We start from the raw sequence: 15,447 nt of genomic DNA, 5'->3' as shown, positions 1-15,447 counted from the left end.
CATTTAGCAAAAAAACTAATTAAAAATATTTCTTACATTGAATACGTTTTTTATTCAAAAATTTTGTATATTTATATAAGCAAAAGGGTAGAGGTTCTTGAGCGGTTTCCGATTATGACAAACTGTCACTTGTTTTCCATGCTAAATTATATGGCATACTAATGCAGAATATTATTCTGAAGTAGATTATAAGTAAACTGATAATCAATAAGTTAACTTATTAAAGTTGAAGTTAAAATTAATTTCAAAATCTGCTAATTATTTCCAAATTTTCGATTAAATGTAATTATTTACGATAATGCAATTGCGCATTAAGGATATTTGAACGAACTTTGTAGGAATAACGAAAATTTGAATAAAAATTATGTTGAGCTTACAGCAAACCATTGAAAATGCCTGGGAAAATCCAGATTCAAGAAAAAATAAAGAAGTAATTGAAGCTATTGAAGCAGTTGTTGAGCAAGTTGACAAAGGACAACTACGTACAGCAGAGCCGAAAGCCGACGGTAGCTGGCAGGTCAACGAATGGGTGAAAAAAGCAATTGTGATGTACTTCCCTATCCGACAAATGGAAGTGAGTGAAGTAGGAATCTTTGAATTTCACGATAAAATGGCCCTAAAAACAAACTACAAAGAATTAGGAGTTCGCGTAGTGCCACCAGCAGTTGCTCGATATGGTGCCTATTTATCGAAAGGCACAATCTTAATGCCTTCCTATGTAAATATTGGTGCGTATGTGGATGAGGGAACTATGGTAGATACCTGGGCAACCGTTGGATCTTGTGCACAAATTGGTAAAAACGTTCACTTAAGTGGTGGAGTTGGTATCGGTGGAGTATTAGAACCACCTCAAGCTGCACCCGTAATCGTTGAAGATGGGGCATTTATTGGTTCAAGATGTATTGTTGTTGAAGGGGCACATATTGGGAAAGGAGCTGTTTTAGGTGCAGGAGTAACCATTACAGGTTCATCTAAAATTATTGATGTAAGTGGTCCAGAACCTATAGAATATATTGGATTTGTCCCTGCTAATTCCGTTGTTATTCCCGGCTCTATTCAAAAAACTTTTGCAGCTGGTACATATGGTGTACCATGTGCCTTAATTATTGGTAAGAGAAAAGAAAGTACCGATTTAAAAACTTCTTTAAATCAAGCTTTAAGAGAAAACAATGTTGTGGTTTAATTGACCATTTAAAATGACTACCTTTATACCCGGTTTTAACAGCCGGGTTTTTTTATGGAAAATGAATTAAAAATTGGTGAATACAATCACCTGCGAGTAGTAAAAGAAGTAGATTTTGGTTTATATTTAGATGGATATGAAGATGAAATTCTTTTACCAAAGCAATATGTAAAAGAAGGTACCCAAATTGATGATGTCATTAAGGTATTTATTTACCGTGATTCTGAGGATCGAATCATTGCGACAACATTAATTCCCAAAATAAGCATCAATCAATTTGCCTTTTTAGAGGTTAAGGATGTTTCTCCTAAGGGAGTATTCTTAGAGTGGGGACTACCAAAAGACCTTTTGGTTCCATTTGGGGAACAAAAAGGAAAAATGGTTGTTGGGAAATCTTATTTGGTGTATGTTTACTTGGATCCACAAACCGATAGAATTGTCGCATCAGCCAGAATTGAAAAATTCCTTCCTCGTGAAACTCGTGAATTTAGCATTGGTGAAAAAGTTGAGGCTCTTCCTTTTGAATACACAGATTTAGGAATCAATTGTTTAGTTGACAATTGTAAAATAGGTCTACTATTCAAAAATCAATTGATAACAAATGTAAAATTGGGGGATTATACCGATGTTTACATAAGTAACATTCGCGCTGACAACAAAATTGATTTATCAATGAAGTACCAACTAGATGATCGTTTCCAAATGTTAACAAATCAAGTGGAAGCCTTATTGAATGAGAATAATGGAGTAATAAGCTTAGGTGACAAAAGTAATCCAGAAGACATTTACAATCAATTAAAGATGTCAAAAAAGGATTTTAAAAAGGCAATTGGCGCTTTATACAAAAGTAAAAAGGTTCATATTTCAGACTACCAAATAACACAATTGTAATTATTTATTTGTTACAATTGTGTTTGCTTGGGTGCTACATTTTAAATACATTTGTAAAAATTATATAATTACAAAAGTAATATGACTTTAACAGAGAAGATAGAATTGTTAATTAAGCGTACACAAATGTCAGGATCACAATTTGCTGATCTAATTAATATACCAAGAAGTAGTATTTCACATATTGTTTCAGGACGTAACAAGCCTAGTCTAGATGTTGTACAGAAGATTTTAAAAACATTTCCAGATATCTCTGCAGAGGAATTATTGTATGAAGACCGCAGTCTTATTTATTTAAAAGATCAGGAATTCAAAAAAACAACAAGCATACCTGCACAAACTAATAAACCTAGTAGTCCACTCCCCTTAGAAGGACTTTTTGAAGAACATATTGTAAAGCCTTCAGAATCGAATGAAAAATTATTTGTGGAGTCTTCCCCTGTACAGGAGATTCTCAGGCCTATCGAAAAATTGGAGGAAAAACCCGTTGCCATCAGTGAACCACCTGCTATTTCAAAACCTTCTATTGTGAATCATGTTTATGGCTCACATGTTGGGAAGCATATTGAGCGAGTGGTCATTTTCTATACTGACGGTACATTTTCAGAAAGTAAACCAAATACCTAAGTTATCCACAGGTTTTCCACACTTGTGCACATTTGTATTTCCAAATCCCATATTTCTCCACTATTTTTAACAGGTTTTCCACAATTGTGCGTAAAATGGCATTTGTACACAAGTTATCCACAAAAAAATGTGGAAAACTTCTAATTTGTGGACAAAATTAATCCCATATTTTTTCTTAAATTTATAAGATAAGTAAACATTAAGCATGGAAAAATTAGATGCATTAAATCAAGTTGCGGCATTTCATCAGACATTTGGAGCGCCTATCTTAGATAACCCAACAATACCCGATTTAGAACGTTGTAAATTGCGTGTAAAGCTTCTTCAAGAAGAACTTGATGAGTTAAAACAAGCAATTGAAGATAAAGACATTGTAGAAATTGCAGATGCTTTATGCGACCTTCAATATGTATTATCAGGAGCAGTTTTAGAGTTTGGAATGGGGAAAAAATTCGTAGAACTATTCAACGAAGTGCAACGTTCCAATATGTCGAAAGCCTGTCAAACCCTTGAAGAAGCAGAACAAACAGTGGAATTTTACCTGCAAAAAGACGGAACTTTAGCTGAAATAATTGAAGAAAATGGAGTTTATAAGGTTTATCGAATAGAGGACAATAAGGTTCTCAAATCGATTGCCTATTCTCCCGCACAATTGAATGAAATTTTACATAAATAATGGTGCAAATTTTACTTATTGAAGACGAACCCAAAACAATTCAAAGCCTAAAAAAAGGTCTTGAAGAGTCAAATTTCACCGTAGATATTGCCTACGATGGTGAAATGGGACTTCAATTAGCAAGTCAAAATTCCTATCAATTAATTGTTACTGACCTCATCATGCCAGGAATGAATGGCTTGGAACTTTGTCGACAATTACGAAAAATGGGCAATGAAACGCCCATATTAATGCTAACTGCTCTAAATTCAACCGAGGATAAAATCACAGGATTTGACGCAGGAGCAGATGATTACCTTTCAAAACCCTTCGATTTCAAAGAATTTCTTGCGCGAGTTAAGGCACTTTTAAAACGTTCAGGCATTCAAACAAGTAATTTTGAAGCAACTAATTTACATTTATTGAAATTTGCTGATATTGAAATGAATGTAAAATCACATCTAGTACATAGAGGTGGACAATTGATCAATTTAACCGCAAAAGAATTTCAATTATTAGAATATTTCCTAAAAAACCAAGGTAAGGTAATTTCAAAGGCAGAAATTGCTGAAAAAATTTGGGAAATTGAGGATGAACAAAGTTTCAATTTGATAGAGGTATATGTGAATTACCTTCGCAAAAAAATTGATAAAAACTTTGATAAAAAATTGATTCACACACAATTTGGAATTGGTTATATTTTACGAGAATAATGCAAATTAGATCACGTTTAACCTATCAGTTTACCTATTTAGTATCTGCGATTCTTTTCGTTTCGTACCTTATTATCTATCTGTTTTCTCAACAAAATTACCAAGATAAATTTTACGATCGACTCCGCCAAAAGGCAAATACTGCTGCTGAATTATTAATTAATGTTAAACAGGTCGATTCCAAGCTTTTACGCATTATAGACCGCGCTAATAGAGATATTCTTTATCGTGAAAACATCATAGCATACGATACCTGTAACGAGCGAATTTATCGATCCAACGACAGTATTTCCTTTCATATAGATGTAGAAAGGGTAAAGGAGGTCCGAAAAAAGAAAGAAATCACCTATCACACGGGGGATTTAGAAGTTTTAGGTACGGTTTTTGCCACTCCAGAGGGCAGGATAGTGGTTTTTGCAGGGGCGGTCGATCAATATTCAGCAGAAAACGCGCGCGATTTAAAAAACATTTTAATTGCCTTATTTCTCTTATTTATATTCATTGTAATCATTTCCGGATGGTTTTTTGCGGGTAGGGCAGTGAATCCAATTTCTGAGGTAATCAAACAAGTAGACCAATTATCACCCAAAAGATTGGAACAACGACTTGAACCCATTGATTCTCAGGATGAAATTAGTAAAATGGTCACCACAATCAATCGCCTGTTAGAACGCATTGAAAATGCCTTTAAATTGCAGAAAACATTCATTTCTAACGTTTCACATGAGCTCAAAAATCCTTTAACCAAAATATCATCCCAGTTAGAGGTTAGTTTATTAAAAGAACGCGGAAACGAAGATTATAAATCGACAATTTCATCTGTATTAGAAGATACACAGGAACTTTCGGCCATCACAGAATCTTTACTAGAACTGAATAAAATTTCTATTAGTGATTACCAATTAGGTTTCCAAGTGCATAGAATTGACGAAATACTGTGGGATGCACGCAGTATGACACAAAAACTGCACGAAGGGTATAAAGTCCACATGGACTTAAAAGAATTGCCTGAGAATGAAGAATTACTGGAAATTCGTTCTGATGACAAACTTTTGTTTACAGCATTTAAAAATTTAATGGAAAATGCCTGCAAATTTAGTCCCAATAAAGTCGCTTATGTGTGTTTAACCATTGAAAACCAACAGTTAAAAATTGAGATTAAAAACGAAGGAAAAGGAATTCCTGCTTCAGATATACCATATATTTTTCAACCATTTTTCAGATCTGAAAATACCGCTGCATCCAAAGGCTATGGCATCGGATTGTCACTCGTTGAACGAATCATTCAAATCCACAACGGAATCATTCAGGTTCAATCAGAACCCAATGCTTGGACAAATTTTACGGTTATATTTAATTGTTAATGGTTAATGATTAATGGTTAATGGTTAATGGTTAATGATTGTTTGTTATATAATTTATATTATGTTAAATAGAAATGTCTATTTTAAAGTGAGCCCCTTCGAACTCACTTTAAATAGGATTAATTTAATTTTTGCAATTTAGCTTCATCCTTAATCTCACGATAGATTTGTTTCATAATTTCTTTCAAATCTTCGTCCTTCTTAACTTCAAAAGCTTTTTCGAAGTAAGGTAAAGCTTCTTTGTATTTAGCAGCAATTTTATCCTCGTAAGATTTTCCTTCTTTTTTAAAGGTTTCCATATCCATGGAGTTTACTACACGCTTAATTTCAGCCGCATCATTGTAATTTAAAGCACCTAATTGATACAATGCATCGTAATAAGTTGGATCTAATTTTAAGGCATTCTCATAATAAGCGGGTACTTTTTCACGAATTTCTTTAATCTTAACTTGTAATTCTGCTAATTGAGCAGCATTAGCGGCAGGATCTCCTACAGTTTTTTCAGCATTAGCTTTATCAGCCACATAACCTTCTAAAATTTTGGTTTTCTCCTTAATATCTGCCTCATTCAAGGTAATTTGCTGCTGAATAGAAGCTTTTTGCTTTGGAGGTGTAGTCTTTAATTTGTTCTTTAAACGCTTAACCTCGTCTGTAAAAGCATCAATTTGACCTTTTTGAGAATCAATTCTTTTTTGAAACTCCCCTATTTTAGAGCTTTTTTCAGCAATCTTATTTGCCTGATCTTTGAAGCCAGACATTTTGTTTTCAAACAACAATCCTAAATTTGAATAGGTTGCAGCATCCTTATTTGGTTGCTTTTCTAAAGTTTCAATTGCTTGATCAATACGATTGAATGAAATTAATAAATTAAACTTTTCATTTCTTAAATCCTTGTTATCAGGATATAATGAAATTCCTTTATCAATAACTGCTAAAGCTTTTTCCTCGTTTTTAGCATTTTTATAGATTTGTGATAAACCATATAAGATAGCCATATCTTTACCTCCTAAATCAACATATTTCTCATAAGCATCTCCAGCTGCTTTGTCGTTGTTCGATAATTGAGCTACAACTCCTGTGTACATCGCTGCAATAGTATCTTTTGGAGAAACTTCTGAAGCTTTTGACATAAAACGGAAGGAAGTTTTATAGTCTTTTCCTTGGTATTTTAATACCCCAATGTTCATAAATGCTTGATAAACTTTCTTTTCATCATACAATTTTGCAACATCCTTTTTTAATGAGCCTTTTGCATCTAATTTATTAAGTTCTGAAATTGCGTCTAATGCCTTGAATGGCGCTTCGATATCTAATCCTGCTAAGGTTGAATCAGGGTAAGAAGCTACATCTAAAAGAGCAATTGCGTAATTTAAATGACTTTTAGGTTTTGTTGGTGCACCTTTTACCTCTGCTTCTGCCTTTTTTAAGCCTTCCGATAATTCCTTTTTGCGAGCTTCCAACGCAGCTTTGTCAACTTGTGCCGTTGCCAAATTTGCAAAACAGGCAACTGAAACGATTGTTAATACTAATTTTTTCATTTTTGTTTAGAAATTTAATGATGTGCCTTTAGGGCAAAACTACTAATTACTCCTCTCCTGTTGTTTCTTCTACTGAACTTTCAGGTGAGGTATTTTCTGGATTGTTATTTACATTGTTTTCATCAGAAACCACTCCTTCTATTTCATCACCTTCTACCTCTGGTTCTTTGTCAATCTTTGTTACTGAAGATATTTCATCAGATTCATTCTTCAAACGAATCAACTTCACTCCTTGCGTATTTCTACCCATAACGCGCAATTCTGCAACACTTGTACGGATCAAAATACCTGCTTTGGTGATTATCATTAAGTCGTTGTTGTCTGTAACTTCTTTAATAGCTACTAAAGAACCCGTTTTTTCCGTGATATTCAAGGCTTTAACTCCTTTTCCTCCACGATTGGTCAAACGGTAATCTTCTACTTCAGATCGCTTACCAAATCCTTTTTCAGAAACTACCAATAATTGTTGAACCTCAGGATTCTCTACACAAACCATTCCAATTACCTTCTCAGTAGCAATATCTTCATCGATCCAAATACCTTTCACACCAGCAGCAGAACGACCCATTGGACGAACTCTGTGCTCTTCGAAACGTACCGAACGACCTGTATTTGTTGCGATAACTATTTGATTATTTCCATTGGTCAATGCAACATCTAACAACCTATCTCCTTCTCTAATGGTAATAGCAATAATTCCGTTTTGACGTGGACGAGAATAAGCTTCCAAAGAAGTTTTCTTAATCGTACCGTCTTCTGTACACATTACAATAAAGTTATTGTCGATGTAATCCGGATCTGTAATTGATTTTACGTTGATTACTGCACGAATACTGTCGCCCGACTCAATATTCATCAAATTCTGAATTGGTCTTCCTTTTGAAGTTTTTGATCCTTCAGGAACTGCATAAACACGTAACCAGAAACATTTTCCTTTTTCAGTGAAGAACAACAACCAATTGTGCATGGTAGCTGTAAATAAATGTTCTGTATAATCATCATCCTTTGTAGCTACAGCACGAGAACCAACCCCTCCTCTACTTTGTGCACGATATTCTGTAATTGCAGTACGTTTGATATATCCTTGAGCGGAAATAGTAATTAACATTTCCTCGTCAGCAATCATATCTTCCACCGAGAATTCTTCATCAGTTAAGTTGATTTGAGTTCTTCTCTCATCACCATAACGCTGTTTCATTTCGGTTAATTCATCTTTAATGATTTGTAATTGACGCTCTGGTTTTGCCAAAATGTCTTCCAAATCATCAATTAACTTCATGATTTCAGCATATTCGTTAACAATTTTATCTCTTTCAAGTCCTGTTAAACGCTGTAAACGCATTTCCAGAATAGCTTTTGCTTGAATTTCCGACAAATTGAATTTGCTCATCAATCCTTCCTGCGCAGCATTTGGATCTCTTGATTCACGAATTAACTTAATTACTGCATCCAAATTATCTAATGCAATAATAAATCCTTCTAAAATATGCGCACGCTTACGTGCCTCGCGTAAATCAAATTGAGTTCTCCTTACTACAACTTCATTCCTATGCTCCACAAAATAATGAATCATATCCTTTAGGTTCAAAGTCATCGGACGACCCTTCACTAAGGCTACATTATTTACAGAGAAAGATGATTGTAAAGCAGAATGTTTGTATAAGTTATTTAATACTACATTTGGTACTGCATCACGCTTTAAATCAAAAACGATACGCATACCCTGACGATCCGACTCGTCGCGAATCTCTGAAATACCTTCAATTTTTTTGTCATTTACCAAATCCGCACATTGCTTAATCAATGAGGCTTTGTTGACCATATATGGAATTTCTGATACGATGATCTGCTCTTTTCCATTTTTATTGGTATCAAAAGTCGCATTACCACGAATTACCACACGGCCTCTACCCGACTCAAATGCATTTTTGATTCCTTGAATACCGTAAATTGTACCACCTGTAGGGAAATCAGGAGCTTTGATGTATTGCATCAATTCCGGAATGGTAATATCACGATTATCGATATAGGCTGTAATTCCATCAACTACCTCAGTTAAATTATGAGGTGCCATGTTGGTTGCCATACCTACTGCAATACCGGAAGTTCCGTTCAACAATAAATTAGGCAATTTGGAAGGCAATACAGTTGGTTCTTCTAAAGAATCGTCAAAATTTGGCTGAAAATCAACTGTTTCTTTATTCAAATCAGACAACAATTCATCTGCCAAACGCTTTAAACGAGCCTCTGTATAACGCATCGCTGCTGGCGAGTCACCATCGACAGATCCAAAGTTTCCTTGCCCATCAACTAATGGATAACGCAAAGACCAATCTTGGGCCATACGCACCATTGTATCATAAACAGAGGAATCTCCATGTGGGTGATACTTACCAAGCACCTCTCCGACGATACGGGCAGATTTCTTATAAGATTTATTATAACTTACCCCTAACTCTTCCATTCCGTACAACACTCTACGGTGTACTGGCTTAAGGCCATCACGAACATCTGGTAAGGCACGAGAAACTATAACTGACATCGAATAATCGATGTAAGCTCCCCTCATTTCATCTTCTATGTTAATGGGGATAATACTGGTATTCAAAGACATAAATTAGTTTTTGGACTATCTAACAAATATCAAGATTTTTGTCAATTTTTCCAAGAAAATTTGAATTAATTTTAGTCTCTTTTGGAGGACTCACGAATGACCAATTCGGTCTTAAGAACTCGAATTTGAGGCTCAAATTCTGTTTTACTTTCAATTTGTTCGATTAACAATTCTGTTGCCAATTTCCCAATCGTTTCTAAGGGCTGAGCAACCGATGAAATACTTGGAGAAACTACAGAACAAATTGGTTCATTGTTAAAACTAACAATCTTCACTTGTTCAGGAATTTTTAATTTTAATTGTTTTAAGGCTACCAAAACACCTAAGGCTAAACGATCTGAAACTACTACAATACCATCGGGTGGATTTTTAACACCCATTAGTTCTAAGGTTAGTCGAGTAGCTGTATCAGCATAATAATCCGAATGAATAATCAATTTATCATCGACCTTCATTTGGTGGGCACGTAAAGCTCTTTTATAGCCTTCAATTCGCTGATTGCTTACCGAAACGTTGCTAGGTCCTGCAACAAACGCGATACGCTTACAACCGTTGTCAATTAAATGTTTAGCAGCTTCATAGGCAGACACTTCATTATCAACCATAACCTTACTTGCCAAAATATCTTCTGAATTTCGGTCAAAAAAAACCAAAGGCATACCTCTTTTTTGCAAGCGAATCAAATGATCAAAGTTTTTTGTTTCCCTTGACAAAGAAATGATAATTCCTTCTACTTGCGATCTAAGCAGATTTTGAATATTGACTATTTCTCGCTCGTATGATTCTTGGGTTTGGGTAATCAATAAAGAATAACCTGCTTTTATGGCCGCTTCTTCAATGTGTTTTGTAATTGTAGAAAAAAAATGGTAGCCCAAATCAGGTACGACTAATCCCAAGGTTTTAGTTTTAGATTTCACCAAACTTGTTGCTAAAACATTGGGCTGATAATCCAATTCAGCAGCTAATTCTAAAACAGCTTTTTTCGTATCTGGGTGAATATCAGGTAGGTCACGCAAGGCACGAGAAACCGTCGCAACTGATATATTCAATTGCTTTGCTAAATCCTTTATTGTTACCTGATGACGCATATTTTCAAAATTGGCATCCACAAGGGATGCCACTTTATACCTTATACCTTATACCTTATACCTTTTATTGCACTATTTCCTTGTATGATCCCAACATTAGGTCTTTGTTTTTGAATGGAAATTTCAACACGTTTTATGGAATCAAATTGAATTATTTTTTGTAATATTTTTTCAGACAAAGTTTCTAACAATTCACATGGAATTGACATTTCATTTTTAATTATTTCAAATAATTGTCCATAATCAACTGTTTGAGAAATATTTGATATAGTTTCTGATTTGATTTCAACTTCTAAATCAACAAAAAACCAATTTCCCAGTATCTTTTCCTCCTCATATAAGCCATGAAATGCCCAAAATTTCAAACCTTTCAAAGAAATGTGTAATTCAGAGGTCATCTTTAGCTAATGTCTGCAATATTACCCTTGGGAGCATTCGACTTTGCGTACGCCTCCAAAACCTTACCTAAGGTGGGCAGGCCAGCATCCCCATCACTTTCAACTTTTAACTTTTCACTTTTAACAACTTTCTTGCTTACTTTACCCCCATCATTCCCTTTACCTACTACTTTGCTCACTTTGCCCACTTTGCTTACTTTACTACCCACCCTTTCCACTTTCAACTTTCCACTTTCAACTTTCAACTTTCCACTTTCAACTTTCAACTTTTCACTTTCCCCAGTCAACTCTCCACTTCCTTCCCAAGTACTCACTCGCTCCAAAGTTGCTTTAGATATCTCAGAAAGCTGTTTTACTATTAATTTTTGGGCTTCTCTTAATTGATTTAATTCTCTCTCTTGCTCTACTAAATCCTGCTTTAGTTTATCTTTTTGCTCTTGATTTTCCTGGCTAGCAACCATTTTTAACTTCTCCGCTTCTTCCTTTGCTGAAAGAACAATTTTCTGAGCCTCTTCTTTTGCTTGTTCAATTAACTTTTCACTTTCAACTTTCAACTTTAACTTCATCTCTTCTTTGGCCTCCTCTGCAGAATTTAAGGCCTTAAATAAAGCCATTTCAGCTTCCTGAAGTCTATTAATTTCCTTTTCCAAAGAAGTAATTTTCCCAGAAAGCTCGGCAATAAATTCGTTTGCCTGATTCATCACTTCTAAGGAATTTTGAAAAAACTCTTCAACCTCCTTAACGGAAAAACCCCTAAATGATTTGGAAAAATTTGCCTCTGGCAATTCAAACGTATAATTCATACTGCAATTTAAGGAATTTTAGGAATTTAAGTTCCACACTGAAATATTTTTATCATCGGATGCTGAAACCAAAAAATCCTGATAATCAGACCAATACAATTTATTGACTGCATTTTTATGCCCACCATGACGCATAGAATCAATTACTTTTACTAATTTAAATTCATTTAAATCCCAAATTTTTACAGTTTTATCCATACTAGCTGTAGCAAACAAGGAGGAATTTGCATTCAATGTCACATCATGAATCCCATAAATATGACCTACTAATTCTTCAAGTAGGGTTAATTGTCCCGATTCAACCTTCCACTTTTTCACTTGAGCATCTTTCCCAATAGAAACTAAAAATTCACCATTTTTATCAATAGCTAAAGAAAAACAGGTTTTTTCATGACATTTTTCATCAAAAATCAATTGAAATTGGTTATTAAGGATTCGAATATGTCCATCAGAAGACCCGAAAAAAATAAACTTATTATTCCACTGAATAATTTTGCGAATACTTTTATGTCCGACCTGAATTTTTGATTTAATTTTTTTATCAAAAATATCAAAAACCAATACTTCTCCAATCGAATTACTAACCCAAATACACTCGCCAACAAGTTCCATTGCATAGGTGGAATGATCGGTTTGTGGAAAAAAGAAAACAGTAGAAAATGAATTTAAATTTATGACGTAAATACCCTTTTGGTGCACAGAAATCCACATTTCCTTTGTTTGGGAAACATATTTGAGATCAAAAATAGCTCCTCCCATTTGGGCGATTCCCTTCCCTACATCTGGTTTGCCTAAATTCCATTGCACCAACATACCATCTGCCCCGCCAGAAAAAAAGATTTCTTTCTCCTCTCCTTTTTCTAAGGTATAAACCGCCCCTCTATGACCTGAAAAGGTATCAATTTTTTCCACTTGCATACTCCAAAATTACTTACAAATTCCTTAATTTTATTTCTTAAAAAATAAAAATGCCTGAATATCCCCTAAATTTCAAAGATATACCATCAGAAATAGATGTTTCAATTTGGGAATATGAAGAAAATTTAGATTTTTTTATAAAACAGCTGCCAACCGACTGGGTAAAACCCATTTTGGAGAGTAAATCCAATAATAATAAACAAATTGAATCACTTGCCGGTCGTTTATTATTAATTAATTATCTGAAAAAGAAAAAAATTAGTCCATCCCCTCTTAAAAATTCAGCCATCGGAAAACCTGAATTGTCAGCGGGTCCTTTTTTTTCCATCAGCCATGCCCAAACACATGCTGCATTGGTAATTTCGCAAAAAAGTACTGTAGGAATTGATATTGAATTAAATCATCGACCTACTCAAAAAATAATTCGTAAATTTTTAAGCGAAAAAGAATTAGAAATTTTTCCTGACCAAAAATCACAAATACTAGCTTGGAGTATAAAAGAAGCCGTTTACAAAGCACATGAAAAGAAGGGACTTTCTTTTAAAGAAGGGATTGAAATTAAAGATTCAGATGATAGGTTTCAGGTGGTAGTAAAAGAAACAGATACCCAAACGGTTTACGAAATTTTTACCTTTCAAAATGACCTGTTTGCTGTGTCTGTGGCTATTCCACAATTGAATTGAATTTATTTACTTTTCACTTAATCAAGCACTCGTATCAACTGCTCAACTTCTTCCTTCCTTTCCAATTCACCCGCTTTTTCGTATGCCATGGTGAGATTTCTAAATACTCGTCGAACGATTTCTATTGGACTACAAGGCTGGTAATAAGATTCATTCTGGGGTAAATTCAATTGAGCCAAATAATTATCAATATCCACCGTATTGAAAATCAAACCTCTATTAAACACATTAATGTAAAATTGAATGGCTTCATGTTTATAAGTCAACACAAATAAATTGGGCAAATTGACTCCAAATACCTGAAAACCTAATTTTTGGGCGATATATAAATAAATTACGCACAAAGAAATGGGATTTCCTTTTCTATTTTCCAATACAACATTGATAAACGAATTGTTAATAGCATGAAAGTTTTTTGTATTGGCACCAAATTTTAATTGATCAAAAAATACAGAATTCAATACTTTAATTTGGTCAATGGGATGTAAATTTTCCCGAATATGCGGCCAAACTTCGTAATATAATTGATCTAAGGTTTCTTTTATTTCTGCTAAACTTAAGTCGGGATACCGATAGGTGGCTACAATCCACATTCCCTCCACAAGATCCATCCCTCCTGTCTCTTTCCAGTTTTGCAATCGATTCTTCATCAATTCAAATTGCAATTCATGAATCAAACCTTCAATTTTTTGTTGCAAAACAGGATTTAATCCAGACGACTCCCACTCTTTTTCCAAGTGTGGAATCAATTCAACTCCCTGCAAACGAATTTGATCCTCTATATGCTGAACAACTTCCTCATCGGAATCATCCAATAATTGAATCATTGCCTTTAAATTAGGATTCATGCGCAATTTTTTCACAAAAATAATCCTAAATTATGTTTATTATACGTATTAATATGGATTAAATTTTTTAAAAGTTAAATTTGAAGTAAATTTGTAGATTAAAAATATCAATGGAAGTTTTAATTACCGGTGGTGCTGGATTTATTGGTTCTCATACCTATGTAAATTTGATTGAAAATGGATACAAACCCATCATTTTGGATAATTTTTCCAATTCAAACAAAGATGTAATCAACCACTTGCAAACCATTACTGGTCAGGAGGTTAAATTTTATACAGGAGATGTAAAAGACGCCAACCTGTTGAATCAACTTTTTTCTGAAAATAAAATAGAAGGTGTAATTCATTTTGCAGCAGATAAAGCCGTTGGCGAATCTGTAGCAAATCCTTTAAAATACTACGAAAACAATCTTTACAGTACAATTCTTTTATTGAAGAAAATGGAAGAATTTGGAATTAAAAACTTCGTTTTTTCTTCCTCTTGTACTGTTTATGGTGAACCAAAGGAACTTCCAGTTACTGAAAATTCTCCAATTCAACAAGCTGTCTCCCCTTATGGAAACACTAAACAAATCTGTGAAGAGATAATTGCTGATACAGTAAAATCAAACAAGGGTCTTAAAGCAATAGCCTTGCGTTACTTTAATCCCATTGGAGCTCATTCAAGTGGATTAATTGGGGAATTGCCCTTAGGAGTTCCTGCTAATTTAATTCCATTTTTAACTCAATCAGTGGCAGGATTAAGAGGTCCCTTACAAGTATTTGGTACAGATTATCCTACCCCAGATGGCTCAGCTATACGCGATTATATACATGTAGTTGATTTGGCAGCTGCTCATACCAAGGCCTTAGAATATGCAGCCAAACAAACAGAAAACTCTTTTTATGATGTTTTTAATATAGGCACTGGAAAGGGTTCATCCGTATTGGAAGTAATTTTAGCTTTTGAAAAAGCAAACAATATAAAAGTTAAATATGAAATAAAACCTCGCCGGGAGGGAGATATTACAGCGGTATATGCCGATACAAGTAAATCAGAGAAAAACCTGAATTGGAAAGCAAATAAAAGTTTGGAGGAAGCCTTGAAGGATGCTTGGACTTGGCAAAAAAATATTACTAAATAA

Annotated in this window: 15 protein-coding genes; 8 read left to right on the top strand and 7 right to left on the bottom strand. The window is 34.3% G+C overall.

Annotation, left to right across the window (positions count from 1 at the left end; translation table 11 throughout):
- Window positions 1–364: 364 nt before the first annotated feature.
- From EOJ36_RS00545 to EOJ36_RS00520, 6 genes are all read left to right on the top strand, one after another.
- Window positions 365–1,183: a 2,3,4,5-tetrahydropyridine-2,6-dicarboxylate N-succinyltransferase gene (locus tag EOJ36_RS00545; RefSeq protein ID WP_394342702.1), complete on the top strand. Its 819-nt coding sequence runs from the start codon at window positions 365–367 to the stop codon at window positions 1,181–1,183.
- A gap of 54 nt (window positions 1,184–1,237) precedes the next feature.
- Complete coding sequence (locus EOJ36_RS00540; RefSeq protein WP_127802070.1) at window positions 1,238–2,074, top strand: CvfB family protein; 837 nt, start codon at window positions 1,238–1,240, stop codon at window positions 2,072–2,074.
- A gap of 81 nt (window positions 2,075–2,155) precedes the next feature.
- Window positions 2,156–2,701 carry a helix-turn-helix transcriptional regulator gene (locus EOJ36_RS00535; RefSeq protein ID WP_127802069.1) on the top strand — a complete coding sequence of 182 codons (546 nt, stop codon included), beginning with the start codon at window positions 2,156–2,158 and terminating at the stop codon, window positions 2,699–2,701.
- 205 nt (window positions 2,702–2,906) lie between these two features.
- Window positions 2,907–3,377: a pyrophosphohydrolase domain-containing protein gene (locus EOJ36_RS00530; protein WP_127802068.1), complete on the top strand. Its 471-nt coding sequence runs from the start codon at window positions 2,907–2,909 to the stop codon at window positions 3,375–3,377.
- A gap of 2 nt (window positions 3,378–3,379) precedes the next feature.
- Window positions 3,380–4,069, top strand: coding sequence for a response regulator transcription factor (locus EOJ36_RS00525; RefSeq protein ID WP_127802633.1), 690 nt, complete (start codon window positions 3,380–3,382; stop codon window positions 4,067–4,069).
- Window positions 4,069–5,433: a HAMP domain-containing sensor histidine kinase gene (locus tag EOJ36_RS00520; RefSeq protein ID WP_127802067.1), complete on the top strand. Its 1,365-nt coding sequence runs from the start codon at window positions 4,069–4,071 to the stop codon at window positions 5,431–5,433. Before EOJ36_RS00525 ends, EOJ36_RS00520 begins: the two co-directional genes overlap by 1 nt.
- A gap of 119 nt (window positions 5,434–5,552) precedes the next feature.
- Here the strand turns inward: EOJ36_RS00520 and EOJ36_RS00515 are convergent, their stop codons facing one another.
- From EOJ36_RS00515 to EOJ36_RS00490, 6 genes are all read right to left on the bottom strand, one after another.
- Complete coding sequence (locus tag EOJ36_RS00515) at window positions 5,553–6,971, bottom strand: tetratricopeptide repeat protein (RefSeq protein ID WP_127802066.1); 1,419 nt, start codon at window positions 6,969–6,971, stop codon at window positions 5,553–5,555.
- Between the two features lie 46 nt (window positions 6,972–7,017).
- Window positions 7,018–9,585 (bottom strand): DNA gyrase subunit A, encoded by a 2,568-nt coding sequence (gene gyrA / locus EOJ36_RS00510; protein ID WP_127802065.1) that lies wholly within the window; start codon window positions 9,583–9,585, stop codon window positions 7,018–7,020.
- A gap of 71 nt (window positions 9,586–9,656) precedes the next feature.
- Window positions 9,657–10,673 (bottom strand): LacI family DNA-binding transcriptional regulator, encoded by a 1,017-nt coding sequence (locus tag EOJ36_RS00505; RefSeq protein ID WP_127802064.1) that lies wholly within the window; start codon window positions 10,671–10,673, stop codon window positions 9,657–9,659.
- A 41-nt stretch (window positions 10,674–10,714) separates the two neighbouring features.
- Window positions 10,715–11,071 carry a dihydroneopterin aldolase gene (gene folB / locus EOJ36_RS00500; protein WP_127802063.1) on the bottom strand — a complete coding sequence of 119 codons (357 nt, stop codon included), beginning with the start codon at window positions 11,069–11,071 and terminating at the stop codon, window positions 10,715–10,717.
- A 2-nt stretch (window positions 11,072–11,073) separates the two neighbouring features.
- On the bottom strand, window positions 11,074–11,874 hold the full coding sequence (locus tag EOJ36_RS00495; RefSeq protein WP_127802062.1) for a DivIVA domain-containing protein: 801 nt from the start codon (window positions 11,872–11,874) through the stop codon (window positions 11,074–11,076).
- An 18-nt stretch (window positions 11,875–11,892) separates the two neighbouring features.
- Complete coding sequence (locus EOJ36_RS00490) at window positions 11,893–12,792, bottom strand: WD40 repeat domain-containing protein (protein WP_127802061.1); 900 nt, start codon at window positions 12,790–12,792, stop codon at window positions 11,893–11,895.
- Between the two features lie 50 nt (window positions 12,793–12,842).
- On the opposite strand from EOJ36_RS00490, the gene EOJ36_RS00485 reads away from it, so the two are divergent.
- On the top strand, window positions 12,843–13,475 hold the full coding sequence (locus EOJ36_RS00485) for a 4'-phosphopantetheinyl transferase family protein (RefSeq protein WP_127802060.1): 633 nt from the start codon (window positions 12,843–12,845) through the stop codon (window positions 13,473–13,475).
- Between the two features lie 17 nt (window positions 13,476–13,492).
- On the opposite strand, the gene EOJ36_RS00480 is transcribed toward EOJ36_RS00485, so the two are convergent.
- Window positions 13,493–14,323 (bottom strand): transglutaminase-like domain-containing protein, encoded by an 831-nt coding sequence (locus EOJ36_RS00480; RefSeq protein ID WP_127802059.1) that lies wholly within the window; start codon window positions 14,321–14,323, stop codon window positions 13,493–13,495.
- Window positions 14,324–14,433: 110 nt separating this feature from the next.
- Between EOJ36_RS00480 and galE the strand changes: the two genes are divergently transcribed.
- Window positions 14,434–15,447: a UDP-glucose 4-epimerase GalE gene (gene galE, locus EOJ36_RS00475; protein WP_127802058.1), complete on the top strand. Its 1,014-nt coding sequence runs from the start codon at window positions 14,434–14,436 to the stop codon at window positions 15,445–15,447.

It is taken from the genome of Sandaracinomonas limnophila (genome assembly GCF_004005965.1).
Lineage (GTDB): Bacteria > Bacteroidota > Bacteroidia > Cytophagales > Spirosomataceae > Sandaracinomonas > Sandaracinomonas limnophila.
This window is presented reverse-complemented; position numbering and strand designations above follow the sequence as displayed.

What these genes read in the sequence shown, in the direction of transcription:
- EOJ36_RS00545 (WP_394342702.1), top strand. Translation starts at nt 365, where the DNA reads ATGTTGAGCTTACAGCAAACCATTGAAAATGCCTGGGAAAATCCAGAT.
- EOJ36_RS00540 (WP_127802070.1), top strand. Translation starts at nt 1,238, where the DNA reads ATGGAAAATGAATTAAAAATTGGTGAATACAATCACCTGCGAGTAGTA.
- EOJ36_RS00535 (WP_127802069.1), top strand. Translation starts at nt 2,156, where the DNA reads ATGACTTTAACAGAGAAGATAGAATTGTTAATTAAGCGTACACAAATG.
- EOJ36_RS00530 (WP_127802068.1), top strand. Translation starts at nt 2,907, where the DNA reads ATGGAAAAATTAGATGCATTAAATCAAGTTGCGGCATTTCATCAGACA.
- EOJ36_RS00520 (WP_127802067.1), top strand. Translation starts at nt 4,069, where the DNA reads ATGCAAATTAGATCACGTTTAACCTATCAGTTTACCTATTTAGTATCT.
- EOJ36_RS00515 (WP_127802066.1), bottom strand. Translation starts at nt 6,971, where the DNA reads ATGAAAAAATTAGTATTAACAATCGTTTCAGTTGCCTGTTTTGCAAAT.
- gyrA (WP_127802065.1), bottom strand. Translation starts at nt 9,585, where the DNA reads ATGTCTTTGAATACCAGTATTATCCCCATTAACATAGAAGATGAAATG.
- EOJ36_RS00505 (WP_127802064.1), bottom strand. Translation starts at nt 10,673, where the DNA reads ATGCGTCATCAGGTAACAATAAAGGATTTAGCAAAGCAATTGAATATA.
- folB (WP_127802063.1), bottom strand. Translation starts at nt 11,071, where the DNA reads ATGACCTCTGAATTACACATTTCTTTGAAAGGTTTGAAATTTTGGGCA.
- EOJ36_RS00495 (WP_127802062.1), bottom strand. Translation starts at nt 11,874, where the DNA reads ATGAATTATACGTTTGAATTGCCAGAGGCAAATTTTTCCAAATCATTT.
- EOJ36_RS00490 (WP_127802061.1), bottom strand. Translation starts at nt 12,792, where the DNA reads ATGCAAGTGGAAAAAATTGATACCTTTTCAGGTCATAGAGGGGCGGTT.
- EOJ36_RS00485 (WP_127802060.1), top strand. Translation starts at nt 12,843, where the DNA reads ATGCCTGAATATCCCCTAAATTTCAAAGATATACCATCAGAAATAGAT.
- EOJ36_RS00480 (WP_127802059.1), bottom strand. Translation starts at nt 14,323, where the DNA reads ATGAATCCTAATTTAAAGGCAATGATTCAATTATTGGATGATTCCGAT.
- galE (WP_127802058.1), top strand. Translation starts at nt 14,434, where the DNA reads ATGGAAGTTTTAATTACCGGTGGTGCTGGATTTATTGGTTCTCATACC.